Consider the following 26,250-nt stretch of genomic DNA (forward strand, 5'->3'; position numbering starts at 1 on the left):
GGAATTATAGCGATACGATAAAAAATATCGGATCCACAATCGATCCAAAAAATATCGATTTTCTCGGGGATACTGGCGACTCGGCGTGGAGCTGGGTGCCCGAATACCTTGGGAGATGCGGATTGGAGTCAGATCTTCCACGCTGCCGGCACTCGGACGCCTGCAAGCATTGTAGCATAGACGTCCAGGGGGCGTGTGAACGTTCTTTGGGATTCCGGGAAGGATGAAGTTGGCGTGACGACCGGAAGCGACACGAGTCGGCTCTTGCCCGGCCGCGACCCCCGCTATCGCCTGCTCGACGCCTGGCGAGGGCTCGCCTGCTTGATGGTCGTCCTCCATCACGCAGGCTTCTCCGTAATCCTGGATTCGACCGCGACGATCGGCCTCGAGTCCTGGCTGCGCTGGGGGGCGGCGACGTTCTTCTGGCGGATGAATCTGGGCGTCCCCCTCTTCTTCGTCATCAGCGGGTATTGCATCGCGGCGAGCGTCGATGCCGCCAGCCGGCGAGGCCTCGGGGCCCTGCGGTTCCTGGGCCGGCGGCTCTGGCGGATTTATCCCCCCTACTGGGCCGCCCTGCTCTGGTTCGTCGCCGTCACGGCGGGCCTGGACGCTCTAGGATTGGCTCGCTACCACACGGGGCTGCATGCCCTGCAACTCGACTCGCCGGGTGACCTCGATGCGACGCAATGGGTGGGGAACCTGACGCTGACCGAGGAGTGGCGCCCGCTCGTCTGGAAGCCCCCGGTGGCGAAGGTCTTCACGCGAGTCGCCTGGTCGCTCTGCTACGAGGAGCAGTTCTACTCCGTCTGCTTCCTCGCCCTGCTCCTCGCCCCGCGACGGTTAATTGGCGTGCTTGCTGCGGTGACGGGGTCGGCTTTCCTCATTCGGATTGCTGCGGCCGACATCGGGCGGATCGAGTCGATCCAGGGCTCTTTCCTCTACCTCTGGCATGAGTTCGCGATCGGCCTGGCGGTCTACTGGCGCCTGAATTGCCCAGGATCGTCGACCGTGCGGCGGGTCGTCGAGGGGATCTTGGTCCTCCTCGGGCTCTCGGGTCTTTTCGGGAACCTCACCAGCCCGGCCGCCTATTCCATCACGATGGCGAGTCTTTTCGGGCTCATCCTGATCGGTTCCAAAAGATGGGATGCCGCCAGCGAAGGTTGGGCCTGGCTCCGCCCGTTCCGGGCCTGCGGGCGTCGATGCTATAGCATCTACCTCGTCCACCTGCCCGTCTGCACGGCGGGGAATAACTGGCTCTATGAGATGGGTCTCACGAGTTTCTGGACCCGCGTGCTGGTGATGGTCCCCCTGGTCTCGAGCCTCGCCGTCGCGGTGAGCTGGGCCTTCTTCTGGGGCGTCGAGCGGCACTTCCTCAACCTGCCGGTCGTCTCCGGCAAGAATCAGGCGGGGATGCCACCAACGTCGAGCCCGCTTGCCGGCGAGGCTGCACCTGCCTCGACCTGAGCCTCGATTTCGGGTTGAGACGAACTCGCGACTCCCTGCGTGCTACCATAGAATAAAGAGAGTGCGAGACGAACTCGCCCCCCGCCAGGCTGGCCCGCTCGTAGTAAGGCAAGAAATCGTCGAGAGAAGAGCGAATAGGCTCAAGATCGCCACCAGGTGCGGCCGATGAAATCGATACGGCTGCGTCAATTTGGTCGACAAGAACCGGCCCCGGCCGACGAATAGTCGAAAAACGATTCGCCGAATTTGCAACTGAGAGAAGGGGCGCGAATATGGGATTAGACCTGGCTCTGGGTGGGCTGGTGCTGATCATGGCCATCCGAGGCTACCTCAAAGGGTTTGTCCTCCAAGCGATCCGCCTGGTGGGCCTGGTCTGCTCCGTCTATGCTGCCGACCCGATCCGTAACTACGCTAAACCCCACATCCTGCCGTCGCTCCCATCCTTGCAGCCCGACCTCCTCGAGCGCGGACTCTGGTGGGGCTCGGCTATCATCACCTATCTTGTCCTGGTCGGGCTTTGCACGTTGGCCGTCAAGCTCTATCGACGCCAGTCGACCGGCGTCGAGGAATCCAACCGCAACGACCAGATGGCCGGCGCATTGCTGGGGCTCGCCAAAGGGCTGATCGTCGCGGCCTTCGTCGCCAACGGGTTCCAGACCCATGCGATCGAACACATCAAGAATATCCCCTGGGCCTTGAGCCAGGCGGAGAAGTCGAAGGTCCTGGTTTGGAACGAGAAGTATAAGCCGGCCCCCAAGATCTGGGCCTCGCCGCCGGTGAAGATGTTCGTCGCCCACATCAAGAAGATGGGCTTCGGCAACCACGGCGAGCCCGCCGAAGACAAGCCCGCCGTCCAGACGGCCAGCCGCACCCCGCAGCTTCAGTGGTCGGCGGGCAAGGCCGAGGGGGCGGACAATGGCGACCTCGACTCCGAACTGACCGAGGCCGTCAAGTCGGTGGAAGAGGCCTTGCGGACCTCCAGGGCCGACGCCTCGAAGTGAGGTTGACCCGCCAGCAGACCTCCGGCACACTCTCGCTCGCCCGGGCCCGGATGCCTCGGATGCAGGAGTGTGCGGGAGGACCAGGATGGCGCGTTCCCTGCCCCGAGGATGGGGCTTCTTCTTGATCCTCGGCTTCTTCCTGACCCTCCGCGGCTATCACAGCCGCGACGGTGACCAGGCCTATCGCCTGCCCCTCCTGCTCCGCCAGCAAGACCCGAGCCTCTTCGAGCACGACCCCTTCGTCCGCGCCTTCGACGCCTTCAACCCCCACCGCGGCTATCTGAAGCTGCTCGAGGTCGCGAGCCTGCCTCTCGGGCTCTCCGCGGGGCTCGCTCTCCTCTTCGTCGCGACCTTCGCGCTGACCTGGCTGGGGCTGACCCGCCTGGCCCGCGCCTGCTGGCCCGAATACGGAGGGGCCGCGGCCGTGCTGACGGTCGTTCTCGTCCTCGCGGCCAAGGCGGGGAACATCGGGACGAACCACTTGTTCGAAGCCATGCTGCTCGATCGGCTCATCGGGTTTGCGCTCGGTTGGGTCGCTTTGGCGTTTGCGGTGGCGAGGCCGTCGCGGGGTTGGTGGGCGTCTCCCCTGGCTCTTGGTACGGCGGCGTTGGTTCATCCGAGCGTGGGCCTGCAACTTGGTCTGATACTCGGCGGGAGTTGGGTCGTCTGGGCCTGCCTCTCGAGGCGGGCCGGCGTGGATTGGAAGACGGCCCTGTTCGCCCTGCCGACCCTGGGCGTTGCGCTCATCCCCGGGGTGCTCTTGAATCTGGGTAGCCAGGAGCGTTTGCTGTCGGGTCTGCCGCTGGACGAGTTCCGGCTCCTGAGCCTGGAAGTCCAGGGGCCGCAGCACATGCTCCCGCACCTCTGGCGATTCCCGCAGTGGATTGCCTGGGCCTGTTTCCCCGCCTTGGGGCTTCTCTCGCTGCGTTGGACCGAGGCGGCGGAGGTTGAAGCGGCTGAGGACACGATCGACCCTTCGAAGGCTCGGTTCCGCCTAGGAGTTACCCTCGTCGTCACCCTGGTCGGCCTGGGCATGGCCTGGGTCGGGGTCGAGGTGCTCCAGGATTTGCGGATCACGCTCTTTCAGCCGTTCCGGATGGCGACGGTCTTCCGGGGCCTGGTGCTGGTGGCGTTGTCTGGGCGGTTGCTGACGCTCTGGCGCTCGGGGAGTTACCTGGATCGTTGCCGCGCGATGCTCCTGGGCGTCGGCCTGGTGGGGGATCGCGCCTTCGTCGTTGCGACCTTGTTCGACGTCTTGATCGAGGCGCTGGATCGCGTCGGAGTGGCGAATCGGACCCGGGTCGTTGCCGCAGGGATGTTCCTCGTCGTGGCACTGCGATTCCTGTCGAGGCATGACACGGAATCCGGCCACATCCCGCTGCTCGCGGGCCTTGTGTGCCTGGTGCTCGTGACCCTAGTCCAGAGGCGATGGACCCCCGCCTGGAACCGCCGCCGCGTGGCCTTTGCGCTCGTCACGGCCTGGTTTGTGCCGGTCGCAGCCCTGGTGGCGGGGGCGTTGGGAGATACGAAGAGCGCCTTGGTTTGCGGCCTGGTCGAGCGCTGCAGGTTCGGCGAGGTCGCCACGGATGACGTGGAGCGGCTGGCCGTCTGGTGCCGCGAGAATACGCCGGAATCAGCGAGGTTCATCGGACCGCCGGGGCCGAAGACGTTCCGCCTCTGGTCCAGGCGTAGCCTGGCCTTCAACCGCGCGGCGAGCCCCTATCACGCGGCCGGTTTGGCGGATTGGTCGGCTCGGTTCCGCGATCACGTCGGGTTCGATGGCTCGACGACGGAGTTCGTCCGCGCCTATCAGGTGGATCGGCACGGGTTGGAGAAGCGCTATCAAGGGATGGGGGACGTTGAGCGTGCCCGGCTCGCCTTGCGAGAAGGAGCCGACCACGTCATCTCTGCCGCCCCCGCGCATGGCGAGGACGTCGCACGCGAGGGGCCGCTGGAGTTGCTGCACGTCGAGGGGCGTTACGCCGTCTACCGGGTTCGCCAGGACGAGGCCCTGGCGAACCGTGATAAGTCAGATCGGCGCAACTGAGAAGAATCCTGCTCAAGAGGCCGAGGTCGCCACGGCGTCGGCCGGGACGGGGTAGTCGCGGGCGAACTCGCGGATCTCGCCCCGGACGCGATTGGTGACGGCCTGGTTGTCGGGGTCGGCGAGAACCTCTACCATCCAGGCCGCGACCTGGCGGATGGCGTCTTCCTTCAGGCCGCGCGAGGTCAGCGCGGGGGTACCGACGCGGACGCCGCTCGGGTCCATCGGCTTGCGCTTATCGAACGGGATCAGGTTTTTGTTCACCGTGATCCCCGCGCGGCCGAGCGTGGCCTCGCCGATCTTGCCGGTGAGCCCGCGCGAGGTCATGTCGATCAGGACGAGGTGGTTGTCCGTCCCGCCCGAGACGAGCCGGAAGCCGGCGCGGGTCAATTCCTCCGCCATCACCTGGGCGTTGGCCACGACCTGCTTGGCGTAATCCTTGAAGTCCGGTCGCAGGGCCTCGCCGAAGCAGACCGCCTTGCCCGCGATGACGTGCATGAGCGGGCCGCCCTGCAGGCCGGGGAAGACGGCCGAGTCCAGCTTCTTGCCCCACCCTTGCTTGCACATGACGACGCCGCCACGGGGCCCGCGCAGAGTCTTGTGCGTGGTGGTCGAGACGAAGTCGGCAACGGGCACGGGGTTCGGATGCAGGCCCCCCGCGACGAGCCCGGCGATGTGCGCCATGTCGACGAAGAAGGTCGCCCCGACCTCCTTGGCGATCTCGGCGATGCGGTCGAAGTCGATGATCCGCGAGTAGGCGCTCGCCCCCGCGAGGATCAGCTTCGGCTTGTGCTCGCGGGCCAGCGCGGCGAGGTTGTCGAGGTCGATCCGCTCGGTCTTGGGATCGACGCCGTAGCCGATCGTCGGGTACCAGCGGCCCGAGAAATTCAGCTTCATGCCGTGCGTGAGGTGGCCCCCCTGGGCCAGGTCCATCGCCAGCACCTTGTCGCCGATCTCGAGCGAGGCGAAGAAGACCGACTGGTTGGCCGAGGCCCCAGAGTGCGGCTGCACGTTGGCGTGCTCGGCGCCGAAGAGCTGCTTGAGGCGGTCGATCGCGAGCTGCTCGACCTTGTCGACGAACTCGCAGCCGCCGTAGTAACGCTTGCCCGGCAGGCCCTCGGCGTACTTGTTGGTCAGGACCGAGCCGACGGCCTCCATCACCGCGGCGCTCGTGTAGTTCTCCGAGGCGATGAGCTCGAGCTCGTCGCGCTGGCGTTCTTCCTCAGAACGGATGGCGTCGTAGACGTCTTTGTCGTTCTGCTTCAGGAGATCCATCGATCAACCTCTGTAAGGCGAAAACATGGAGAGGTATGTTCAAAAATCGTGTTTCTGGCCGCCCCGCGTCTGCTCCCCCCGGTCAGCCCCGCGGCGACCAGCGCCAGCGGTAGGGGAGGCGTTGGGTCGCCGTGGCCGCGTCGATCCGGGCGAGGGCCTGGACCCGGAGCCCTCGGCGGCCGGCCTCGGCGAGCGAGGTCTGGCAGGGCTCGCCCGGGAGGAACTCGAGCCGGCCCGCGCCGAGCACGTTCCCCCCGAAGATCACCCGTGACTCGTCGGCGTCGACGATCGCCCCGGTCCCTAGCGGGACGAGGTACGTCGCGGCGAAGGCCGAGATCGGCCCCCGGCAGCGGTCGGCGGTGTCGAACTCCACCTCGACGAGCCCGGACGGCTCGCGGCGGACCGTGAGGACCGCCGAGAAGTGGTGCGGCGTCGACTGGCCCGTCAGCAGGAGCCGGGCACCTTCGTCCATCGGCTGGACGTGGATCTCTTGATAGGCGGGGCTGACGACCCGGGTCGGGTCGCCCCCCGCGATCTCGCCTTCCATCGACTGCGCCACCTCGCGGAATCCCCCCTCGGAGGCGGGATCCGCGACTTCCAAGGTGTGGACCCAGCGCTCGCCCGACTTCAGGAAGGTCAGGCGGAGGACCGCGGCGTCGATGACGATGCGGCCCTCTTCCTGCTGGAGCCGGATGGGGGTCTCCGGGGTAGCGGGCTGTCCCTCTCCGGTCATTTACTTCTCACCCGAAGCGGCCAGCTTCATCCGGAGATAGGCTTCGATGAAACCGTCGAGGCCCCCGTCGAGGACGGCCCTCGGGTTCCCGACCTCGTGGCTCGTCCGCAGGTCCTTCACGAGCTGGTACGGTTGGAGCACGTACGAGCGGATCTGACTGCCGAAGCTGATCTCGCCCTTCTCGTCGTACTTCTTGGCGAAGTCGGCCTCGCGCTTCTCTTCCTCCATGCGGATGAGCTTGGCCTTGAGCTGGGCCAGCGCGTTGGCGTCGTTCTTGTGCTGCGACCGTTCGCTGCGGGACTCGGCCGCGATGCCGGTCGGCAGGTGAGTGTAGCGCACGCCCGACTCGGTCTTGTTCTGGTGCTGGCCACCAGGACCGCCGGACCGGAACGTGTCCCGCTTCAACTCGTCGTCGCGCAAGACGATGTCGATCGTATCGTCGATCTCGGGGAGGACGTCGACCGAGGCGAAGGACGTCTGCCGACGACCCGCCGAGTCGTACGGGCTGATCCGCACGAGACGATGTACGCCCGTCTCGCACTTCAGGTAGCCGTAGGCGTACTCGCCCTTGATGTGGATCGTCGCCACCTGGATGCCGGCGGCGCCCCCTTCTTCGCGGTCGGTGATCTGCGTCGAGAAGCCCTTCGATTCCGCCCACATGAGGTACATGCGGAGGACCATCTCGGCCCAGTCGCAGGCCTCGGTCCCGCCGGCACCGGCGTGGATCGTGATGAACGCGTTGCAGTGGTCGTTGGGGCCCCCGAGCATCGAGCGCAGCTCGAACGCCTCGAAATCCGCCTGGGCCTTCTTGGCGGCCGCACGGATCTCGTCGTCGAACTCGTCGTCCTCCGCCTCTTCGGCGAACTCGACGAGCGTCTCGAGGTCGTCGGATTGCCGAAGGAGCTCTTCGAAGGGCTTCAAGACGGCGTTGAGCGTCTTGAGCTCCTGGATGATTTCCTTGGCCTTATCCTGATCGTTCCAGAACGCAGGACCGCCCATCTCCTGCTCGAGCTCGTCGCGGCGATCTTTTTTGTCGCCCAAGTCAAAGAGAGTCTCGTAAATGGACGATCCGCTCGATCACGCTCTTCGCGCTTCGCTTCAACTCCATATCCACGACGAAAGACTCCCGAGACTAGGGCTGTCGTTGGCGGTAAAATGGGCCGCAGCCCGGCAAACAAATTGCCGCGGCCTCGCAACGAACCATTAGACCCAATCGCCCCTGCGGCGACCAGACGAACCTCCGACTCTTGGACCGAACCGACCCGCATCACCGACACCGTCCGGCGAGAGGACGCCTGGCCCCATCCCCGACCGGCGGCCTGCATCTCGGGCATGCGCGGACCTTTCTCGCGGCCTGGCTGGCGGCGCGGGCGTCTGGCGGCTCGCTGCTCATCCGGATCGAGGACCTCGACGCCTCGCGCACCCGCGGCGAGGCCAAGGCGGGCTGTCTGATTGATCTGAGCTGGCTCGGGCTCGACTGGGACGAAGGGCCCGACATCGGCGGCCCTTCCGCGCCTTATGTCCAGTCGGAACGCCTGGCGACGTACGCCGATGCGCTCGAGCGGCTCAAGGAGCGGGAGTGCGTCTACCCCTGCACCTGCACGCGAGCCGACATCGCCCGGGCTGCCTCGGCGCCTCATCTCGAGGATGAGGGGCCTGTCTATCCCGGAACCTGCGCCAGTCGATCAGCCGCGGATGCTGAGTCCCTCGGAGACCGCCCCTTCGCCTGGCGGTTCCGTGTGCCGGCCGAACCCATCGGCTGGGACGATCTTGTCATCGGTCCGACTTCAATCGACCTCTCGCGGGCGGGGGGCGACTTCATCGTGGCCCGCTCGTCGGGTCCATTCGCCTACCAACTCGCCGTGGTCGTGGACGACGCCGCGATGGGCGTGACCCAGGTGATCCGGGGCGATGACCTCGTGGCGAGCACCCCTCGCCAGATCCTGCTCTTCGAGGCGTTCGGGTTACCTCGTCCGGAGTTCGGCCACGTCCCGCTCGTGTTCGGGGCCGACGGCCGTCGCCTCGCCAAACGCGACGGCTCGATCAAGCTCGGGACACTCCGTGAGTCCGGCCTCGATCCGAGACGCCTCATCGGCTGGCTCGCCAAATCCTGGGGGCTGGCCGAGGAGGTCATCCCCTCGACACCCGGCGATTGGGTGTCGAGATTCTCGCTCGCCCGCCTGTCCAGGGAGCCCTGGACCGTGAGCGCCGAGGCATGGCAGGAACTCCTCGGGCCGGGAGTCATCGGTCCTCCTCAGGCCGGCTGACCCCTCACGCCAGGTCGTCCGCTGCGATAGGGCTTGCCGGCTTACCGAACTTGGTGTGGCGGCGGCTGTAGGCGAGGTAGATCACCAGGCCGACGGCCAGCCATACGATGAGCCGGATCCAGTTGTCCCGGCCGAGCATGAACATCAGGCCGCCATTCACGGCGATGCCCAGGCCCGCCACGAGCGGCAAGGCGGGGACGCGGAACGGTCGCTTGATGTCGGGGTTGGTGTAGCGAAGGATCAGCACCGCCACGCACACGATGACGAAGGCGAAGAGCGTCCCCACGCTGACGAGGTCGGCGAGGAAGTTCAGCGGGATGAGCGAGGCCCCCAGCGCCACGATGACGCCGACCAGGATCGTCGATTTCCAGGGGGTCTTGTACTTCGGATGGACGTCCCCGAAGAAGCTCTCGGGGAGCATGCCGTCGCGGGCCATGGCCATGAGGATCCGAGGCTGGCTGAGGTTGGCGACCAGCAACGAGCTCGTCAGGCCCGCGAGGATCCCGACCGAGATCAGGCCGTTGGCGAACGTCAGGCCCTTGTGCCGGAACGCGGCGGCCAGCGGCGCCTTCACGTCGATCGACCCGTAAGGGACCATCCCGGTGATGACGGCCGAGACCCCAATATAGAGCGTCGTGCAGATGAGCAGGGCGGCGATGATGCCGAGGGCCAGGTCGCGTTGGGGATTCCTCGCCTCCTCGGCATGCGTCGATATGGAGTCGAAGCCGATGTAGGCGAAGAAGACGCGCGAGGCCCCTTCGAACACACCGCGCCAGCCCTTCTCTTCGTGAACGAACGGCTTCCAGTTGGACGGGTCGACGTAGGCCGCGCCCACGCCGATGATCGTGAGGATGATGCCCACGTTCAGGATGACCATCGCCGCGTTGAAGCCCGCGCTCTCCCGGATCCCCACGACGAGGATCCAGGTCACGAGGACCGTGATCAGCACCGCCGGGAGGTTGAACCAGGCATTCACGATCTCGCCCGAGGCGAGCTGGACCCGGTTCCACGAGGCCCCCGTCTGGAAGCTGAAATCCCAGGGGGCCGCCAGGAGCCTGGGATCGATCTCGATGTGGAGGAGGTGTCGCGTGAACTCGACGAAGTAGTTCGACCAGCCGTTCGCGACCGCCGCCGAGCCTATCGCGTACTCGAGCACGAGGTCCCAGCCGATGATCCAGGCGAACAGCTCGCCCAGCGTTGCATAAGCATACGTATAGGCGCTGCCCGCCACGGGCACCATGCTCGCCATCTCGGAATAGCAGAGCGCCGCGAGCCCGCAGCCGATCCCGGCGAAGAGGAACGAGAGGATGATCGCGGGGCCGGCGAAGTTGCGGGCCACCTCGCCGGTCAGGACGTAGATCCCCGCCCCGATCGTCGCCCCGACGCCGAGCGAGGTGAGGCTTATCGGGCCGAGGGCCCTGTGCAGCCGCTCCTCACCCGACATCTCGTGGATCAGCGTGTCGATCGGCTTCTTCGTGAAGAACGATGACATCATCCGTTTCATCGATCGAATTCCTTGTCGAAAGCCTGCGAGAGCCGCCAACGCGCCGGGCCTGGGCCAACGGCACGATGCGACGGAATGGAGGACGGATGACTCATCGGGTCAGCAGCAGCGAGGGCCGATCCCCGGATATGTCGGCGGTGGGATCGGTGCCTGGCTTGAGATCCATCGAAAAGAAGAGACCCGGGGCCAGCCTGTCTTGTCAATGGGAAACCAGAAAGCATGATCGCTTAATAGGATTTGAAAAATATTATGAGATTGCGAGCGATCGGGTTTGTCTGCTTGAGCAAGCGAGGGCCGAGAAGGCGAGCGGCCCCGGCGATCGTTGATGCGATCCGGGGCCACTCGGCCTGGTTTTCCAGGTATCCTACGGTACGTTATTCGCTCGACTTGGCGACCGACTCGAGCAGCCGGAGGACCTCGGCGCGGATCTTCGGCTCGGCTTCGATCTCGAGGCAGCTCGAGCGGGCACGCCAGGTCTCATAGCCCCCCATCGCGTGCCGCTCGGGAGGCGGAAGGTATCCGTTGTAGCCGTTGGCCAGCTCGATGGTGAAGGTGGGCTTGAGCGGGCTACCCTTCTTGATCGCGAGTCCCGTCTCGGAGAACACCTCGCAGGGGATGGCGGCGATGCCGAGGTCGCCCAGCTTCAGCGCCTGGAGCTTGAACTCGACCTCGGGGGGCCCTTCGCTCAGGAGGACCGATTCTCGCGCGTAGATCTCGTTATAGTCCCGGAGCACCCTGCCCTGGGCCTTGCTGAGGACTTCCTTCGCGCGAGCCACCTCGTCGGCTGAGGGGAGCCGCAGCTTGAGTCGCATCTTGACCTCCTGCATGACGAATTTCACGTCGTCGCGGAAGGAGAGCGACTTGTAGACGTCGAGGGCCGTCCCGGCGACGCTCTCGGCGACCGTGTCGATCGTCACCGGCTTCTTGGGCTGGCTGTAGTCGTAGCAGTGCATGTTCGCGGCCGTGCCGTTGGAGAGCATCCCGACGAACGGGGGGTCGACCGACTCGGCGCCGACGAGTGTCTTGATCCGCTCGGAGAAGCGGCCGAAGTAGTCGGCCGAGGCCGAGGCGGCGGGGATCCCGTAGCCCGCGTAGTGCATCGAGTAGTTGGCGAGGACGGAGATGGGACGTCCCGAGGACGACTTCACGGCGAGGATCGAGACGTCGGCATCGACGGGCGAGGTCGGCTTGATGGCGTTCGGGTTCTGGTAGCCCGGGTGCATCTGGACCTGGTCGTTGGTCGTCCCGCCGAAGGGGTTCGTCTGGGCCGTATTCGGCTTCATGATCCAGTCGCGGCAGAAGACCTGAGAGGTGTTCTGGCCGACGCCCCAGGCGACCTGCGCGGGCTCGAGCTGCTTGTAGGCACGCTCGACCCCCTCGACGATCTTGTCGGTGAGGAAGGCGACGTACTCCTTGTCGGGCTCCGTCTGGAAGGCCCCCGTGACGGCGGGTGCCGTGTGGGTATGCGTCGCGGACATCATCATCCGATCGGTCCGGATCCCGGTCGACTTCTGGATGCGTTCCTTGGCCGCGTCGAAGATGGCCCGCGAGACCACGCAGCTATCCACGACGACGAACGCGATGGGGGCCTTGCCGTCGTCGAGCACGAGGCAGCGGGCGTGGAGCTTGTCGAACGCCGACATGGCGCGCTGATCGACCATCTGCCCGTTCATGGAGATGGGGAACTTCTGCGGGGTGATATCCGCCGCGTATGCCCCGGCGCGGAAGCCTTCGGCGGCCCTCACGTCCGATCCAGCCAGCGAGGCGAGGACGAAGGTGCCGAGCGCGACGCCGAAGATCGACCGAAGGCCCGCGTGCGCCCGGCCTTCTCTGCCTCTTGATTCATGCCATCCAGTCATCGATCCCTGGTCTCCCCTGTCGAGGCGTTCCATGAGTGGGAGTCGTCCGAGACGACGGTTCGGAACCAGGGTAGCCGGTCCCTTCACCGGATCCTAATGGTTTTCTGGCCTGGTTTTGGTCCTGGAGTCGTCCCATCCATCCCGGGGCCGCAGGGCGGACTTGAAGGCTGATAGTCTGATATGCAAGTCGACTTGAATTTCGTGTCGGGAAGTGCAAACGCCCGCCGACGCGGCGTCGGCGGGCGTTTCGGAGGATCAGGTCGGGTCGAACGACTTCGTTCGATGACCCCCTTCGGCGCTCATTTGAGGGATTGGAGCGTCTCGCGTTCGAGCACCTGCCGGGGCTGAGGAAGCTCAGCATAGAGCTTCGCGAAGTGCTCGCGGTTCTCCGGGCTCGCGGCGACGTACGTCCTCAGGCCGCGGATGACGTCGGCCTTTTCGACCTCGGGGCGGTCGAGGTGTTTGAGCCTGGAGGGCAGGAATTCCTTGCCAGCGTAGCGATCCATCAGGCGGCCGAGCTTGGCCGGTGTGAGCTGTCCTCTGGCGATCGCGCCCGTCGAGACTCGCTTGTAGAAGTCGTTGCGGGTCAGCAGGAGCTCGTACTTCCGATGGTCGACGCTCGGCGTGGGAGCCCCCTCGTCGATGATGGTGATCGACCAGGGTTTACTCTGGCTCAAGGGGAGTTCGGCCACCTTGGCCGTGCCGGTGCTGCCCGGCACGTTGCGGACCAAGGTTCCTTCGGGCACGGGGAGCTTGAAGAGTTCGTAGTCCTCCTTGTGGAGGGCCTCCAGCAGGGTGAGGCGCCCGTCCTGGCTCTTCATCAGCTTGGACGGGTCCATCGTGAATTCGGGCGGGAACTGCGAGGGGTCGAAGGGTCGGACCCACGACTTCCCGATCTGGTCGATGGGGACCAGGACGTCGGCCGTCGACCAGTAGACCGAAACCGGGCAGGTGATCGTGGAAACCTGGGCCACGGGGGAGTCGGCGAACCAGGTGGGGTCGTCGTAGTCGCCGCCGTAGACTGAGAGACTCGGCGTTAACATGCTCGCGACGGCGAACAACGCCGGGACCTTCGCGGGCGCCTCGCCATGCGGCCCGGCCATGGCAAGCTGCTTGAAGGCATAAGCACCATTGTATCCCCAGTTGACGGGGGGCACGTCTGGCGCGGCGCCCGCGAGCGGGAAGGTCTCGGCCGCCAGGAGCAGCGTCATCCAGCCCCCGGCGCTCCCCCCCGCGATCATCACCCGGCTGTCGTCGACCCAGGGCATGGCGCGGGCGATGTGCAGGAAGGCGACGTCGGGGTTCATGGTGCGGATCAGGGGGTTGGTTTCCAACTCCCTGGCCGAGGCGACGATCCAGCCTCGGTTGATGTAATCCTGCTCGGCCCCTTCGGGCAACTCATAACCGGCGATGAATAGGAGCGGTAGCTTCCTCGATTTGTCGGTTCGCAAGGACTCGGGGAAGAAGAGCTTGACCTTCGACTCCTTCTCCTTGCCATTGGGGTCGAGGTAGTTCAGAGTCGCGAGTACCTTGCCGGGCGCCGGGCTCGCGGCCGTCGAGATCGCGTCGCCGGTGACCTTGAGCCGCTTCGGGAAGAGGTTCTGAAGCTCCCGCCCGAGGGCCTTGACCCACGGCGGGCTCTGGAAAGCAACGCCCCCGTCGTCCTTGACGTTCGAGGCGAGCCGCAAGGTCCCCCACTCCCCGGGTTGGTCGAGCCGAGGCCCGTAGAGGCCCCCCATCCGGGTCTTGGTGATCGGCACCTGGAAGCCGTCGAAGTAGCCGACGTTGAACCGGATTGCGTCGCCGGGCTTCGCTCGCAGGTCGTTGGAGTCCCCGGCGTCGAGCCGCAAGGCCCACTCGAACGAGCAGATTCCATTGTTGCGCGACATGGCCCCGAGCCCGTCCTGCTTCGGGTCATCGCCGTCGTCCTTGCCTGGGGCGACGATGAACTTGTCGCGGTAGAAGCCCTGGGCGATCAGCTTGCGATCGTCCCCGGCGAGGACCTTGTCCCCCTTCGCGAAGGCGAGGATCGCCGCGTCGAGCATCAAGGGGGAGACCGACTTGTCGATGGTCGCGTCGGGGACCTTGAGCGCGATGTAGAGGGCGTTGGCCGAGTTCATCGCCCGCAATTCCGCGCGTCGAGACTCGTTGCCGGGCGGCTCGAGGCGGATCAGGCTCATGTCGAACTCGAGCTTCCCGGCGGCAGCCCACTCGTCATCGTGGATGATGCCGTCGATCGTCGGGGCGGCCTGGCAGTTCCCCGCCTCGATGACCTTGGGCACCCCTGCTCTGGAGAGATTCACGAACAGGACGAACACGAGCAGACCCGCACCCAGGGCAAGCGGCGACTTCTTCAACGTCATGTGACGACCTCGGAGTCGAGAGGGGGCCTCGCCGAAGCGCGAGGCCCCATTTTCCGAGGATCTTACCCTCACAGACACGCGATGGTTTCAGCGAAATGTGACCCATCACCCACGCTCGCGTCGACGAGGGGTATCCGCCGGGTCGCTCGCGTGCCCGACGCCTCAGCGAGATCCGGGCGTGTTGATCTCGGTCAGGGTGACGGTCGTCGTCAGGCCGCCGGCGGGGACGCGGGTCTCCGACTTGAGGATCTTCTGGGGGACCTCGTCGGAGTACCAGGTCCGGGTGAACGTCTCGCCGACCTCGACGCGCCCCTTCGTGTCGTACCAGCGGGCCTTGAAGTCGCGGTCGGCCACGCGGATCGTCTCCTCCCCTTCCTTCAGGATCCCGGCCGGCTTGCCGACCGACTCCTTCTTCACGCCGGGGAGCAGGAAGAACTCGCGCTTGATCTCGCGCCGGCTCGGGGCCGACTCGACCTTCGCCCCGGTCGCGTCGCTGATGGTCGAGGTCTCGACCACCGCCTTGTCCTTGGTCAGATCCAGAAGCTTGTACCTGGTGATGGTCTCGAGCGTCTTGCCCCGGGCTTCGGTCACCGAGACGTGCGTGATCGACGTCCCGACGGGGTGCCCTGCCCAGCTTTTGTAGACGGGGCTGTCGATGGACTCGCCGGCCGCGAGCGTGGCGAGTTGCGTCGTTGCGAGGATCGCGAGGATGGCGAAGGAAGGAGCACGCAGCATCGGATTCGACTCCGAGAGGGGGGACTCATCGGGCGTCGCACGACGACCGACGGCGAAGTAAACGGATGCTCGCCCATGAGCGGGGCCGCCATCATATCAACCGGTTTCGCTGATTCAAATGGTTCATCAAACATTCATGATTACGGATTCAAAATCGGATTTGCCTTGGACATGCCGATTCCTCGTGGGCATGATTCATCCTCCAAATCATGCATTGATATCAACGAGATTTTCTAAATTTTCATTTGGCGCTCGCTCAGGCTTAATGTGGCGAGATTAGATTCTCCATCGCATGAGCCTCCGTCATCTTTCCGGATATGAGAAGTAATGAGGAAATCTCCCCCCATGCGTCTCAAGCGATGCTCCGCGCCCCTTCGAAGCGGCTTCACCCTGATCGAGCTGCTGGTCGTCATCTCCATCATCGCAGTGCTGATCGCCTTGCTCCTGCCCGCGGTCCAGTCGGCCCGAGAGGCCGCCCGCCGCGCGCAGTGCACGAACAACCTGAAGCAGATCGGCCTGGGGATGATGAACTTCGAGAGCACCTACAACGAGTTCCCCAAGGGCCCGTTCGACGGCCACCCCCATGCGGTGGACGCCTCGGGCAACCCCGACCCCACGGGCTCGAATTATGACGAGCCCCCCGGAAGCCCCGAGGGCTCCACGACCTGCTGCAACGCCGCCAACCCCGACGGCTACAACCAGTTCTTCAAGATCCTGCCTTACATGGAGCAGCAGGTTGTTTACAACCTGGCCAACTTCGCGATCCCGCCGATCCAGTCGGGCCTGCGGCCGAGCGGCACGGTGAACTACGGCGGCGAGGACGACATCGCCCGCGTGGCCATCGCCGCCTACTATTGCCCGACGCGCCGGGCGGTGCAGACCTACGGCACCGACCCGGTCACGGCGAAGTCGAAGATCGACTATGCGGGTTGCGCCGGCTTCTTCCAGGGGATGACGTACACCTGCACCAGCAGCCCCACCGACTCGACCTGGACCCCCGCCCCGCCCAACGGCCTCCTGCCGAACAGCGACGAGCGATCGACCGTGAACCTGGGGAACACCGGCGGGCGCAAGGGCGCGATGGTGCACGGGGCCCGGTACGTCAGGCGCCTGGCGGACTTCACCGACGGCACCTCCAATTCGATCGTCGCCGGCGAGAAGAGCCTCCCGCCCGACCGCCATGGTGCGGACGGCGGCGACAACGAACGCTGGCAGAATTCGGGCTGGGACGAGGACAACCTCCGCTGGCACTTCGTGCCGGTCCCCGACGCCCTCGCCCCTTCGCTCACCGGCTTCTGCCAGACTCCCCCGAGCCCGAAGACCGGCGGCAACCTCTGGAGGCGCATGTTCGGCAGCTCGCACCCGGGCGGAATCAACGTCGTGCTCGGCGACGGCTCGGTCCGCTTCATCAAGTTCAGCGTGAACGCCAGCACGTTCCGCCGCCTGGCGGTCATCGACGACGGCGAGCCAATCAGCGCCGAATCGTATTGATTGATCCTCTCCCGTGTTGCCGTCACACCGAGGCCATCGAACATGAGAACGAACCTTTACGCAGGGATCCTGCTTGGGCTCGGCCTGGCCGGCTGCGGCGGCGGGAATGACGCGATCACCGACCCGTCCAAGCTGACCCCGCTCACCGCCGAGCACGCGGCGGCGATCCGCGCCGAGGACAAGCAGGTCGAGGACGAGGAGGGTCGGAACACCCCTCCTCCCGGCACGACGACGAAGGGACGCAGGCGCAAGTCGGGGAGTTGAGCACACGCTCGAAACGACCCGAGGGCAATACAAATAAGGCAATAGGGGGCGGTTCGGCCGTCTCCTATTGCCTTTCTCGTTTCAGGAATCGCTAACCTGCCGATGGACGAGACATGGTCACTCGACTGGGTTGTCCCGGTGGAAAGCTATGCCTTCAGCAGGCCGGCTCGGCCTTGGCCCGGAATGACTCGAACCGGTCGAGGTCCCCGGTGTCCCGGAAGATCGACATCGCCTTCTGCAGGCAGCAGCGGCAGGGGACGTCGCTCGGGTCGACGTCGCGGACGAGGTCGTAGGCGTCGCCGCTCCAGCCGAGCGAGTCGAGCAGGACCGCCAGGGTGATCCTGTACAGCGAGACCTCGGGGGCCAACTCGTGGGCCCGGATCACGGAGGGCAGGATCGCGTGCGGCGAGTCGCCTAGGCGCCTGCGATAGAAGGCGACGCCGAAATGGGCCTGGTGATGGTCGGGGTCGCGTCGGATGACCTCGCGGCAGGCCTCGAGGGCCGCCTGATACTCGCCCAGGCTCCCGAGCCCCGTCGCCACGGCGGGGAGGAGGTCCTTCGGGAAGCCGGAGTCGGCCAGGATCTCCTGGAAGAGTTCCGAGGCACGCTCGGTACAGCCGGTCCTCGCATAGCACTCGGCCAGGACGCAGCGGGGCGCCGGGCCGAGCGGAGCCAGGAGAGCCGCCGATTCGAGCGCGGTTCGCGCGCCGAGGAAGTCTCCCAGGCGGTGACGGAGCAGGCCCTGCAATTGCCGGAGCCTGCCATCCTCGGAATAACTCTGCACCGCGTCGTCGGCGAGAGCCTCCGCCGCGGCCAGGCGGTCCATGCCCGAGGAGACGAAACAATCATCCAGAACGTCTTGGGGCAGAATCATCCCGGGTCCCTCATCCCCCAATGACACCCTAAAGGATCGGCTCGAATATCGCCATATGGCGACGGCGGGACCACGCCTCGAGTCGATCCTCTTCCCGATGTCGAACTCGCTGCACCTCGCGACGGGAGGGGCTCGAGTGGATTGTTGACATTGAGATTCAATCTCAGTAAACGAGAGTCTATGAGGCGAGCCTGAATCTGTCAAGTGACGGGCGGCCCGGGAGTGGTTTCGACGTCATTTGCCCTCGGAGGCCCATTTCTTCATCAGGGCGATGTTCTGGCGCAGGAGGTCGGCCTGTTCCCCTTTCTGCTCGCGGAGGTAGAGGCCGAGGTCGCTGTCGAACATGGCCTGCCGCTCGGGCTCGCGACCGCGATCGCCGGTCGCCTCCTCCCATCGCCGGAGTTGGCTTCGGAGGGATTCTAGGGTCTTCTGATGCTGGGGTTCCGCCGACAGGTTCTTCAATTCTTGTGGGTCGGCCTTGAGGTCGTAGAGTTCTTCCGAGGGGCGTTTCGGGGCGAAGAGCAAGGCTTCCTGGAGCGGGTCGAGCTTCCCTTCGGCGTGGAGCTCTCGCAGCCGCTTCACGATCGGCTTGTTGTCTTTATAGCGGTTCGGCTGGAGGTGTGGGCGCTCGGGGAGGTAGTTGCGGATATACTTGAATTCGGCCGTGCGGACGCTCCGGATGTGGTCCACGGTCTCGTCGCAACGGTCCCGCGCCGAGAAGACGGCGGTCCTGGGCTGATAGGATGACGCGAGGATATCTTTGCCCTGCATCTTGGCCGGGATGGGGATCCCGGCGAGCGCCAGCGAGGTCGCCGCGAGGTCGATGTGCTCGACGAGGTCGGCTCGCAGCTTCCCCGCCGCGATCCCGGGGCCTCTGACGACGAGCGGGACGTGGATCCCCTCGTCATAGAGGAACTGCTTGCCCCGGGCGTGGCTGATCCCGTGGTCGGTCATGAAGAAGACGATTGTGTTGTCGAGTAGCCCTTCCCTCTTGAGCCGCTCGAGCACGTCGCCGACCTGCTTGTCCGTGTAGCGTACGGCGTCGAGGTAGCTGGCCCAGTCGTTGATGAGGACGGGGTCGTTCGGGTAATAGGGCGGGAGCTTGACCTTCGCCGGATCGGTGGGCTCACCGAGTTCCTTGCGGACGGTCGCCTCCCAGTTCTTTCCCTCGCGATATTTGCCGCCGTGGAGTTGGACCTGCATGAAGAAGGGCTGCCCCGGCTTCCGGCCCGACCAGTCGTTGCCGTCGTAGATCGCGCGGTCCCAGTCGAAGTTGTAGTCGGTCTTGGCGAGTTGCCTACCCTTCGCGAGCGGCCCGCCGATGCAGGTGTAATAGCCCTCGCTCTTGAAGATGGCGGGGACCGGCTCGACTCCTTCGGGCAGGCGGATCCGCTCGTCGCCGCGTCCGCTCCGGTGGTTATGCGCCCCGATCGACGTCTGATACATCCCGGTGATCAGGGCCGAACGGCAAGGCGAGCAAACCGGAGCCGTCACGAAGGCCTTCGAGAACCTGGTCCCCTCCCGGGCGATTCGATCGACGTTCGGCGTCCGGATCGCGGCCTCACCATAGCAGGAGAAATTCGCCGACATGTCGTCGACGATGATCCAGACGATATTCGGACGAGTCTCTGCGCCCTTGCTCGGAGCCGTCGACCCGAGCGCGAACGCCGATGTCGCGAGGAGCGTAAGGACGGGAATCAACCTGTGTCTCTTTGCATTCATGAGTGTGCCGTTGGCTCGAGGATGGAGAGATGTCCGCTCGGCTCTCTTCGGGAGAATCGTCGGGCGTCGGGCCTCGACGAAGGATGCGTGGATTGAGGGGATTTCCTGTGGCAGGCGGCCTGTCAATCGTGTGGGCGAAGCCTTTGCGGTCTGGTTCCCCGTTGTCCGCGCCTGTAGAATTTATGTTTTGCCGTGGGTTGGTGCTTGCGGCAGTTTGGCCGGATCAGTTCCACCACACAAGGATCTCGGATGAAGTTTTTCATGGTCGCCGCGGCCGGGCTTGGCGTTCTCGCGGCTTCGGCCATCGCTGGCGTGGGCGAGGAGCCCAAGGCGAGCGGGCCGCTCAAGGATCTGAAGCAGAAGTTCAGCTACAGCATCGGAAACCGGATCGGCAAGCAGATCAAGCTCCAGGGCGCCGAGGTCGATCCCGACGTCTTCCTCCAGGGCCTCAAGGATGCGCTGGCCGACAAGAGCCTGCTGAGCGAAGAGGAAAGCGCGGCCGTCCAATCCGAGTATCAGAAGAGCCTGTTCGCCAAGACCTTCGGCAAGAACAAGAAGGCCAGCGAAGACTTCCTCGCGGCCAACAAGAAGAAGGCGAACGTCAAGACGACCGCCAGCGGCCTCCAGTATGAGGTCGTCCGCGAGGGCAACGGCAAGTCCCCGAAGGTGACGGACACCGTGACCGTCAACTACGAGGGCAAGCTCGTCGACGGCACCGTCTTCGACAGCTCTTACAAGCGAGGCGAGCCCGCCAGCTTCCAGGTGAACCAGGTCATCAAGGGTTGGACTGAAGCCCTCCAGCTTATGAAGACCGGCGCCAAGTGGCGTCTGTTCATCCCGAGCGAGCTGGCCTACGGCGAGAACCCCCGTCCGGGCGGACCGATCCGTCCGTTCGACGCCCTGGTCTTCGAGGTCGAGCTGATCAGCATCGACTGAGCCTGATCCTGAGCCCGGCCCCTTTCGCCGGTTTTCAGACATCCTCGGGCTCGATTGGAACGATCGGGACGGCCTCCCAGGCGCGATGCCTCGGGGGCCGTCCGCCGCCCTGTGGAACCCGTCGGAGCCTGTGCGGCCTGTCGGATCACGAGCGTCCTCGAAGCAGGAGACGTTCTCGATGGCACGCGCGAATCTGTCGATCCCGGCCCCGACCCGACGCGCCCGATCACCGCACCCGGACATACCCTCCTGCCTGCCGACCCTATCAGCCTTTGGCCACGACAGCCGCCAGGGCTGCACCCGCCCACCTTCGCGTAGTGCCTCGCATCCGTTTCGCGAAGCTCGTCTAGACGCTCTTCGGCTCGAGGGCCGACCCGAGGCCGCACCGCGACGACGCGTGCGCCCGATCGCCCCACACCCGAGCCGCTCGCCCCAGAGCCCAGGAAGGATTGCCCTCATGAAGTGTGGCCATCAGCTTCCCCCGACCGATCCCCGCTCGGCTCGAGTCGAACCCCCTCCTGAAATCGCCGTCGCATTGACTTGCGAGGATCGGAGAACGGTCCCGAGTCGTCGGTCGTCTCCGGCACGTTGGTCTCTCAGGGGCGTGCTGGCGTTGCTCGTCGGGGCGATAGGCCTGTCGGGCGGCGTGCGGCTCCATGCCGAGGAGACCGCGGCTCCCGAAAACAAGGGGGCCGATCCGGCGGCGATCGAGTTCTTCGAGAAGGAGGTCCGCCCCCTGCTCGTCTCGCGTTGCCAGCAGTGCCATGGCGACCAGAAGCAGAAGGGAGAACTCCGGCTCGACACGAGGGAGTCGGCCCTGGCCGGCGGCAGCACCGGCCCGGCCGTCGTGCCCGGGAAGCCGCAGGAGAGCCTGCTCGTCGAGGCGATCAACTACGGCGACGCTTATCAGATGCCGCCGAAATCGAAGCTGCCCGAGAAGGAGATCGCCACGCTGACGCGCTGGGTCGAGCTCGGAGCTCCCTGGCCTCAGCATGGCCCGACCTCGGGCGGGGCCAAGGTCCTGCCGTTCGACATCAAGGAACGCTCCAAGCACTGGAGCCTCCAGCCGGTGAAGCCGAGCACACCCCCCGAGGTCCGCGAGAAGGCCTGGCCAAGCTCCCCGATCGACGCCTATCTCCTCGCCGCGCTCGAGGCCAAGGGGCTTAAGCCGGCGGCCGAGGCCGACAAGCAGACGCTGATCCGACGCGTCACGTTCGACCTCACCGGCGTGCCGCCGACCCCCGCCGAGGTCGAGGGCTTCCTGGCCGATCATGCTCCCGACGCCTACGGCCGGCTGGTCGAGCGCCTGCTCTCGTCGCCCCGCTACGGCGAGCGCTGGGGGCGGCACTGGCTCGACCTCGTCCGCTACGCGGAGACGTCCGGCCACGAGTTCGACTACGACGTGCCCGACGCCTTCCGCTATCGCGACTACGTGGTGAGGGCCTTCAACGCCGACCTCCCCTACGACCAACTCGTCCGCGAGCACTTCGCGGGCGACCAACTCAACCCGCCCCGCCGCAACCCGGCCGAAGGGTTCAACGAGTCGATCATGGGGACCGGCTTCTTCTTCCTGGGCGAAGGGACGCACTCGCCGGTCGACCTGCTCGACGACGAGGCCACGCGCGTCGACAACCAGATCGACGTCCTCTCCAAGGCCTTCCTCGGGCTGACGATCGCCTGCGCCCGCTGCCACGACCACAAGTTCGACGCGATCTCGACCAAGGATTATTACGCCCTCTACGGCTACTTCCAGAGCTCGCGACATCAGCACGCGTTCATCGATCCTCCCTCGCGAATCGCCGACAAGGCCGCGGCCCTCGCCACGCTCAAGGAGTCGATCCGCAAGGAGGTCGACATCCCGAAGGCGGCGCAGGCCGCTCCCAGGCCGAACGACTCCTCGATCCTCTTCGAGGATTTCGGGGCCGAGACCTTCCGCGATTGGGTCGCGACCGGCGACGCCTTCGGCACGGCCCCGACCCGATCCGGTGACTTCCTCCTGAAGCTGACGCCGACGAGTGCCCAGGCCGTGCCGGTTGCCTCGGGCCAGGCCCATAGCGGCCTGGTCTCGGACCGGCTCCAGGGGGTCCTGCGATCGAAAACGTTCCCGATCGAGCGTCGGTTCATCCATTACCTGGCCTCGGGCCGGGGCGGGCGGATCAACCTGGTGGTCGACGGCTTCGAGAAGATCCGCAGCCCGATCTACGGCGGGCTCACCACCCCCGTCGGCGACGACCGCCCGCGCTGGTACACACAAGACGTGAGCATGTGGCACGGTCATCGCGCGGCGATCGAGCTCTCCGACGGCGCGACGGTCGACTATACCGGGGCGCGGAGCCGCTACAACGACGGCTCGGGCTACCTGGCTGTCGACGAGATCCGGTTCTCCGACGAGGCGATCCCGGGGCCACTGCCCGAGCCCGAACGCCCCATCGACCTGCCGCACGACGGCAAACCCGCGCTGGCCGCGGCGGTCGACGAGTACCGCAAGCTCGAAGCCTCGATCCCCGCGCCCAACCTCTCGCTGGCGATCGCCGACGGATCCCCCGAGGACGAGTCGGTCCACATCCGCGGAAGTTCCAAGATGCTCGGCGACAAGGTGCCTCGCCGGTTCCTCGAGGCCCTCTCGGGCCCCGAAGCCGGAGCCTACGAGTCGGGCAGCGGCCGGCTCGAGCTGGCGGAGCGGCTGGTCGACCCCGCAAACCCGCTCCTGGCCCGGGTCATGGTCAACCGGATCTGGAAGCACCACTTCGGGCGAGGCCTCGTGTCTACGCTCGACGACTTCGGCAAGATGGGGGAGACCCCGTCGCACCCCGAGCTCCTCGACTACCTCGCCGCCAGGTTCATCACCGATGGCTGGTCGATCAAGGGGATGCATCGGCTCTTGCTCCTGTCGAGCGCCTATCGGATGAGCAGCAAGCCTGACGCCGAGGCCGATCGCGTCGATCCGGCCAACGTCCTGCTCCACCGGATGAACGTCCGGCGGCTTGAGGCGGAGTCGATCCGCGACACGTTGCTCGCTGTCTCAGGCCGGATCGATTCGAATATGTTCGGGCCGAGCGTGCCGACCTATCTCTCAGCCTTCATGGAAGGCCGCGGGCGGCCCGATGCCTCGGGGCCTCTGGACGGTGCCGGGCGTCGGAGCCTCTATCTCGGCGTGCGACGGAACTTCCTGAACCCGATGTTCCTCGCCTTCGACTTCCCTTCGCCTTTCTCGACGATGGGGCGTCGCAACGTCTCCAACGTCCCGGCCCAGGCCCTGACCCTGCTCAACGACCCGTTCGTCCTTGGCCAGGCGAAGATCTGGGCCGAGCGGCTCACGGCCGAGCAGAAGGGGAAGCCGGCCCGTGAGGTCGTCCAGGGGGTCTACCTGACCGCCTTCGGCCGACCCCCGACGGATGAGGAGGCGATGGAGGCGATCGGCTTTCTCGACGAGCAGGCGAAGCTCTACGGCCAGGCCGGCGACGCGAATGCAAAGGCCTGGGCCGATCTCTGCCATGTGCTGATGAACGTCAAGGAGTTCATTTACGTGAACTGATCCTCGCGAGGCCGGGCGTCGGCCGTGTCGACGCCCCTCGCCGTGGCGGTTCCCCTCACTCCCTCGAACACCCCGGGTACAGGTTGGCCATGCACTGCAATCAATTCGGCCACGCTCCCCTCTCTCGCCGCGAAATGCTGACCCGTTGCGCCAACGGCTTCGGCGCGATGGCATTGACGTCGCTCCTGGGCGACCGCGCGTTCGGCGAGGTGATCACGTCCGGCTCGAAGGATCCGCTGGCCCCTCGCACGCCCCACTTCGCGGCGAAGGCCAAGAGCGTGATCTTCCTGTTCATGGACGGCGGTCCGTCGCAGATGGACACGTTCGACCCCAAGCCGAGGCTCGACCGCGAGCACGGCCACCCCATCAAGGTGAAGACGCAGCCGACGCAGTTCAACGACGTCGGCAACGTCCTCAAGTGCCCCTGGCCGTTCCGGCAATATGGCGAGAGCGGGATCCCCGTCAGCGACCTCTTCAAGAACGTCGCGGAGTGCGTCGACGACCTGGCGATCATCCGATCGATGGTCTCGAACTTCTCCGAGCACACGGCCGCCAATTACTTCATGCACACGGGGAGCGGCCTCCAGGGTCGTCCCAGCCACGGCGCCTGGACGACGTACGGGCTCGGCAGCGAATGCCAGGATCTCCCCGGCTTCGTCGTCCTGAATGGCGGCCTGATCCCCCCCGGCGGGCTCGACTGCTTCAATAGCGGGTTCCTCCCCGCGAGCTACCAGGGGTCGATCTTCAAGGCCTCGGGCGAGGCCGTCGCGAACATCAAATCGCCCGACGCCTCGCCGGAGCTCCAGCGCCGCAAGCTCTCGCTGATGCGGACGCTTGATAAGGGCGTCCTCGGGCGGATGGGGAACCACGACAGCCTCGAGACCTCAATCGCCAACTACGAGCTGGCCTTCCGCATGCAGTCGGCCGTGCCCGACTTGCTGAGCCTCCATGGTGAGTCCGACGCGACGAAGGCCCTGTACGGCTTCGACGACCCGTATGTACCCACGCAGATTTATGCGAGGCAGTGCCTGCTCGCCCGCCGGCTCGTCGAGCGCGGGGTCCGGTTCATCGAGTTGCTCTGTCCGAACGTCGGCGGGGACCGCTGGGACCAGCACTCCGACCTCAAGAACGGGCATGAGAAGAACGCCCGCGCCGTGGACAAGCCGATTGCGGGCCTGCTCAAGGATCTCAAGGCCCACGGCCTGCTCGACTCGACGCTGGTCATCTGGGGGGGCGAGTTCGGCCGGACGCCGATGGCCCAGGGGAGTGACGGTCGCGATCACAACCCTTATGGATTCACCATTTGGATGGCGGGCGGCGGCATCAAGGGCGGGACCATTCACGGCGCCACCGACGACTACGGCTATCACGCCATCGAGGACAAGGTCGAGATCCACGACCTCCACGCCACGATGCTCCACCTCCTCGGCATGGATCACACGAAGTTGACCGCCCGCTTCGGCGGCCGCGACATGCGGCTGACAGACGTCCACGGCGAGATCATCAAGCCGATCCTCGCCTGAACGGATGAAGACGGCCCAGTGTGCGGATCGGGTTTAGCGGCTCGATCCACACTCGTCAGGCGCGACGGACGGTGAGCTCGAAGCCGTTGCCGACGGGGACGTGGCAGCTCGTGACGCCGGGCAACTCGCGGAGCCTGGCGACGAACCCGGCGAGCTCCTCGGCGTGCGTGGTGGTGTTGTCGGTCACGATCACGTACGAGGGGGCCAGCTTCGGTATCAAGAGGTCGAGATAGTCGAATGACTGGCTCTTGTCGGCGTCGATGAAGGCGAAGTCGAAGGGGGTCGGGGGCGAAATCGACTTCAGGAGCTCGAGCGCGTCCCCCTGGTAGAGCGAGACCGAGTCGACGAGTCCGGCATCGGTGAGGTGCCGGGTCGCGGCGGCGAACTTCTTGGGGTTCCTGTCCAGCGAGTGGACGTGCCCGCCGTGCTCGCGCGTGGCGGCGGCGAGGTGGAGCGTCGAGAAGCCGTAGCTCGTGCCGATCTCGCAGATCGAGACGCAGCGCCCGGCCTTCACGATCTGGGCGAGGAGAGCCGCCTCGTCGCGAGGGATCTGGTAATGGTCGTCGACCTCGTCGCGGAGCCGATCCACCGCGTCGATCACTCGCTTGACCTTGGGGCTGAACATCGTCGGGAGCCCTCGCCTGGATGGGGCCTGCTCGT

At 65.8% G+C, this 26,250-nt stretch carries 19 protein-coding genes; 9 read left to right on the plus strand and 10 right to left on the minus strand.

Going from position 1 to position 26,250, the window contains the following annotated elements:
- Window positions 1–234: 234 nt before the first annotated feature.
- The 3 genes from ACOYYX_RS26395 to ACOYYX_RS26405 all read left to right on the plus strand — a co-directional run bounded on the left by ACOYYX_RS26395 (window position 235) and on the right by ACOYYX_RS26405 (window position 4,512).
- Window positions 235–1,464, plus strand: coding sequence for an acyltransferase family protein (locus ACOYYX_RS26395; protein WP_422925248.1), 1,230 nt, complete (start codon window positions 235–237; stop codon window positions 1,462–1,464).
- 272 nt (window positions 1,465–1,736) lie between these two features.
- The gene (locus tag ACOYYX_RS26400) at window positions 1,737–2,465 is read left to right on the plus strand and encodes a CvpA family protein (RefSeq protein ID WP_422925249.1); all 729 of its coding nucleotides are present in this window, start codon (window positions 1,737–1,739) and stop codon (window positions 2,463–2,465) included.
- An 85-nt stretch (window positions 2,466–2,550) separates the two neighbouring features.
- Window positions 2,551–4,512 carry a DUF6798 domain-containing protein gene (locus ACOYYX_RS26405; RefSeq protein ID WP_422925251.1) on the plus strand — a complete coding sequence of 654 codons (1,962 nt, stop codon included), beginning with the start codon at window positions 2,551–2,553 and terminating at the stop codon, window positions 4,510–4,512.
- 12 nt (window positions 4,513–4,524) lie between these two features.
- Here ACOYYX_RS26405 and glyA read toward each other — a convergent pair whose 3' ends face one another.
- The 3 genes from glyA to prfB all read right to left on the minus strand — a co-directional run bounded on the left by glyA (window position 4,525) and on the right by prfB (window position 7,625).
- Complete coding sequence (gene glyA / locus ACOYYX_RS26410) at window positions 4,525–5,784, minus strand: serine hydroxymethyltransferase (RefSeq protein WP_422925253.1); 1,260 nt, start codon at window positions 5,782–5,784, stop codon at window positions 4,525–4,527.
- An 82-nt stretch (window positions 5,785–5,866) separates the two neighbouring features.
- Window positions 5,867–6,517 (minus strand): hypothetical protein, encoded by a 651-nt coding sequence (locus tag ACOYYX_RS26415; RefSeq protein ID WP_422925254.1) that lies wholly within the window; start codon window positions 6,515–6,517, stop codon window positions 5,867–5,869.
- Window positions 6,518–7,625, minus strand: a protein-coding gene (gene prfB / locus ACOYYX_RS26420; RefSeq protein ID WP_422931665.1) for a peptide chain release factor 2 whose coding sequence is annotated in 2 segments (ribosomal slippage) — window positions 6,518–7,561 and window positions 7,563–7,625 — 1,107 coding nt in all. Because the reading frame shifts where the segments join, the coding sequence is not laid out codon by codon here.
- Window positions 7,626–7,764: 139 nt separating this feature from the next.
- On the opposite strand from prfB, the gene gluQRS reads away from it, so the two are divergent.
- A complete protein-coding gene (gluQRS, locus tag ACOYYX_RS26425) occupies window positions 7,765–8,784 on the plus strand; it encodes a tRNA glutamyl-Q(34) synthetase GluQRS (RefSeq protein ID WP_422925256.1) in 1,020 nt (339 codons plus the stop codon).
- Window positions 8,785–8,788: 4 nt separating this feature from the next.
- On the opposite strand, the gene ACOYYX_RS26430 is transcribed toward gluQRS, so the two are convergent.
- From ACOYYX_RS26430 to ACOYYX_RS26445, 4 genes are all read right to left on the minus strand, one after another.
- The gene (locus tag ACOYYX_RS26430) at window positions 8,789–10,288 is read right to left on the minus strand and encodes an amino acid permease (protein WP_422925258.1); all 1,500 of its coding nucleotides are present in this window, start codon (window positions 10,286–10,288) and stop codon (window positions 8,789–8,791) included.
- A gap of 374 nt (window positions 10,289–10,662) precedes the next feature.
- Complete coding sequence (locus ACOYYX_RS26435; RefSeq protein WP_422925260.1) at window positions 10,663–12,147, minus strand: neutral/alkaline non-lysosomal ceramidase N-terminal domain-containing protein; 1,485 nt, start codon at window positions 12,145–12,147, stop codon at window positions 10,663–10,665.
- Window positions 12,148–12,446: 299 nt separating this feature from the next.
- The gene (locus ACOYYX_RS26440) at window positions 12,447–14,510 is read right to left on the minus strand and encodes an acetylxylan esterase (RefSeq protein WP_422925261.1); all 2,064 of its coding nucleotides are present in this window, start codon (window positions 14,508–14,510) and stop codon (window positions 12,447–12,449) included.
- A gap of 162 nt (window positions 14,511–14,672) precedes the next feature.
- Window positions 14,673–15,245: a hypothetical protein gene (locus ACOYYX_RS26445; protein WP_422925263.1), complete on the minus strand. Its 573-nt coding sequence runs from the start codon at window positions 15,243–15,245 to the stop codon at window positions 14,673–14,675.
- A 345-nt stretch (window positions 15,246–15,590) separates the two neighbouring features.
- Between ACOYYX_RS26445 and ACOYYX_RS26450 the strand changes: the two genes are divergently transcribed.
- Together ACOYYX_RS26450 and ACOYYX_RS26455 are read left to right on the plus strand one after the other, a co-directional pair.
- Window positions 15,591–16,736 (plus strand): DUF1559 domain-containing protein, encoded by a 1,146-nt coding sequence (locus ACOYYX_RS26450; RefSeq protein ID WP_422925265.1) that lies wholly within the window; start codon window positions 15,591–15,593, stop codon window positions 16,734–16,736.
- Between the two features lie 42 nt (window positions 16,737–16,778).
- Window positions 16,779–17,000, plus strand: coding sequence for a hypothetical protein (locus ACOYYX_RS26455; RefSeq protein WP_422925267.1), 222 nt, complete (start codon window positions 16,779–16,781; stop codon window positions 16,998–17,000).
- A gap of 154 nt (window positions 17,001–17,154) precedes the next feature.
- Here the strand turns inward: ACOYYX_RS26455 and ACOYYX_RS26460 are convergent, their stop codons facing one another.
- Window positions 17,155–17,874 (minus strand): tetratricopeptide repeat protein, encoded by a 720-nt coding sequence (locus tag ACOYYX_RS26460; RefSeq protein ID WP_422925269.1) that lies wholly within the window; start codon window positions 17,872–17,874, stop codon window positions 17,155–17,157.
- Between the two features lie 234 nt (window positions 17,875–18,108).
- Window positions 18,109–19,575: a sulfatase-like hydrolase/transferase gene (locus ACOYYX_RS26465; protein ID WP_422925270.1), complete on the minus strand. Its 1,467-nt coding sequence runs from the start codon at window positions 19,573–19,575 to the stop codon at window positions 18,109–18,111.
- A 270-nt stretch (window positions 19,576–19,845) separates the two neighbouring features.
- Here ACOYYX_RS26465 and ACOYYX_RS26470 point away from each other — a divergent pair, with 270 nt between their 5' ends.
- The 3 genes from ACOYYX_RS26470 (at window position 19,846) to ACOYYX_RS26480 (ending at window position 25,590) form a co-directional block, all read left to right on the plus strand.
- Window positions 19,846–20,532, plus strand: coding sequence for an FKBP-type peptidyl-prolyl cis-trans isomerase (locus tag ACOYYX_RS26470; RefSeq protein WP_422925272.1), 687 nt, complete (start codon window positions 19,846–19,848; stop codon window positions 20,530–20,532).
- Window positions 20,533–21,136: 604 nt separating this feature from the next.
- The gene (locus ACOYYX_RS26475) at window positions 21,137–24,067 is read left to right on the plus strand and encodes a PSD1 and planctomycete cytochrome C domain-containing protein (RefSeq protein WP_422925274.1); all 2,931 of its coding nucleotides are present in this window, start codon (window positions 21,137–21,139) and stop codon (window positions 24,065–24,067) included.
- A gap of 89 nt (window positions 24,068–24,156) precedes the next feature.
- Window positions 24,157–25,590 carry a DUF1501 domain-containing protein gene (locus ACOYYX_RS26480; protein ID WP_422925276.1) on the plus strand — a complete coding sequence of 478 codons (1,434 nt, stop codon included), beginning with the start codon at window positions 24,157–24,159 and terminating at the stop codon, window positions 25,588–25,590.
- Window positions 25,591–25,645: 55 nt separating this feature from the next.
- Here ACOYYX_RS26480 and ACOYYX_RS26485 read toward each other — a convergent pair whose 3' ends face one another.
- The gene (locus tag ACOYYX_RS26485) at window positions 25,646–26,215 is read right to left on the minus strand and encodes an O-methyltransferase (RefSeq protein WP_422925278.1); all 570 of its coding nucleotides are present in this window, start codon (window positions 26,213–26,215) and stop codon (window positions 25,646–25,648) included.
- Window positions 26,216–26,250 lie beyond the last annotated feature (35 nt).

The sequence above is a fragment of the Singulisphaera chitinilytica genome (assembly GCF_049331405.1).
In the GTDB taxonomy this organism is placed as follows: Bacteria; Planctomycetota; Planctomycetia; order Isosphaerales; family Isosphaeraceae; genus PoT.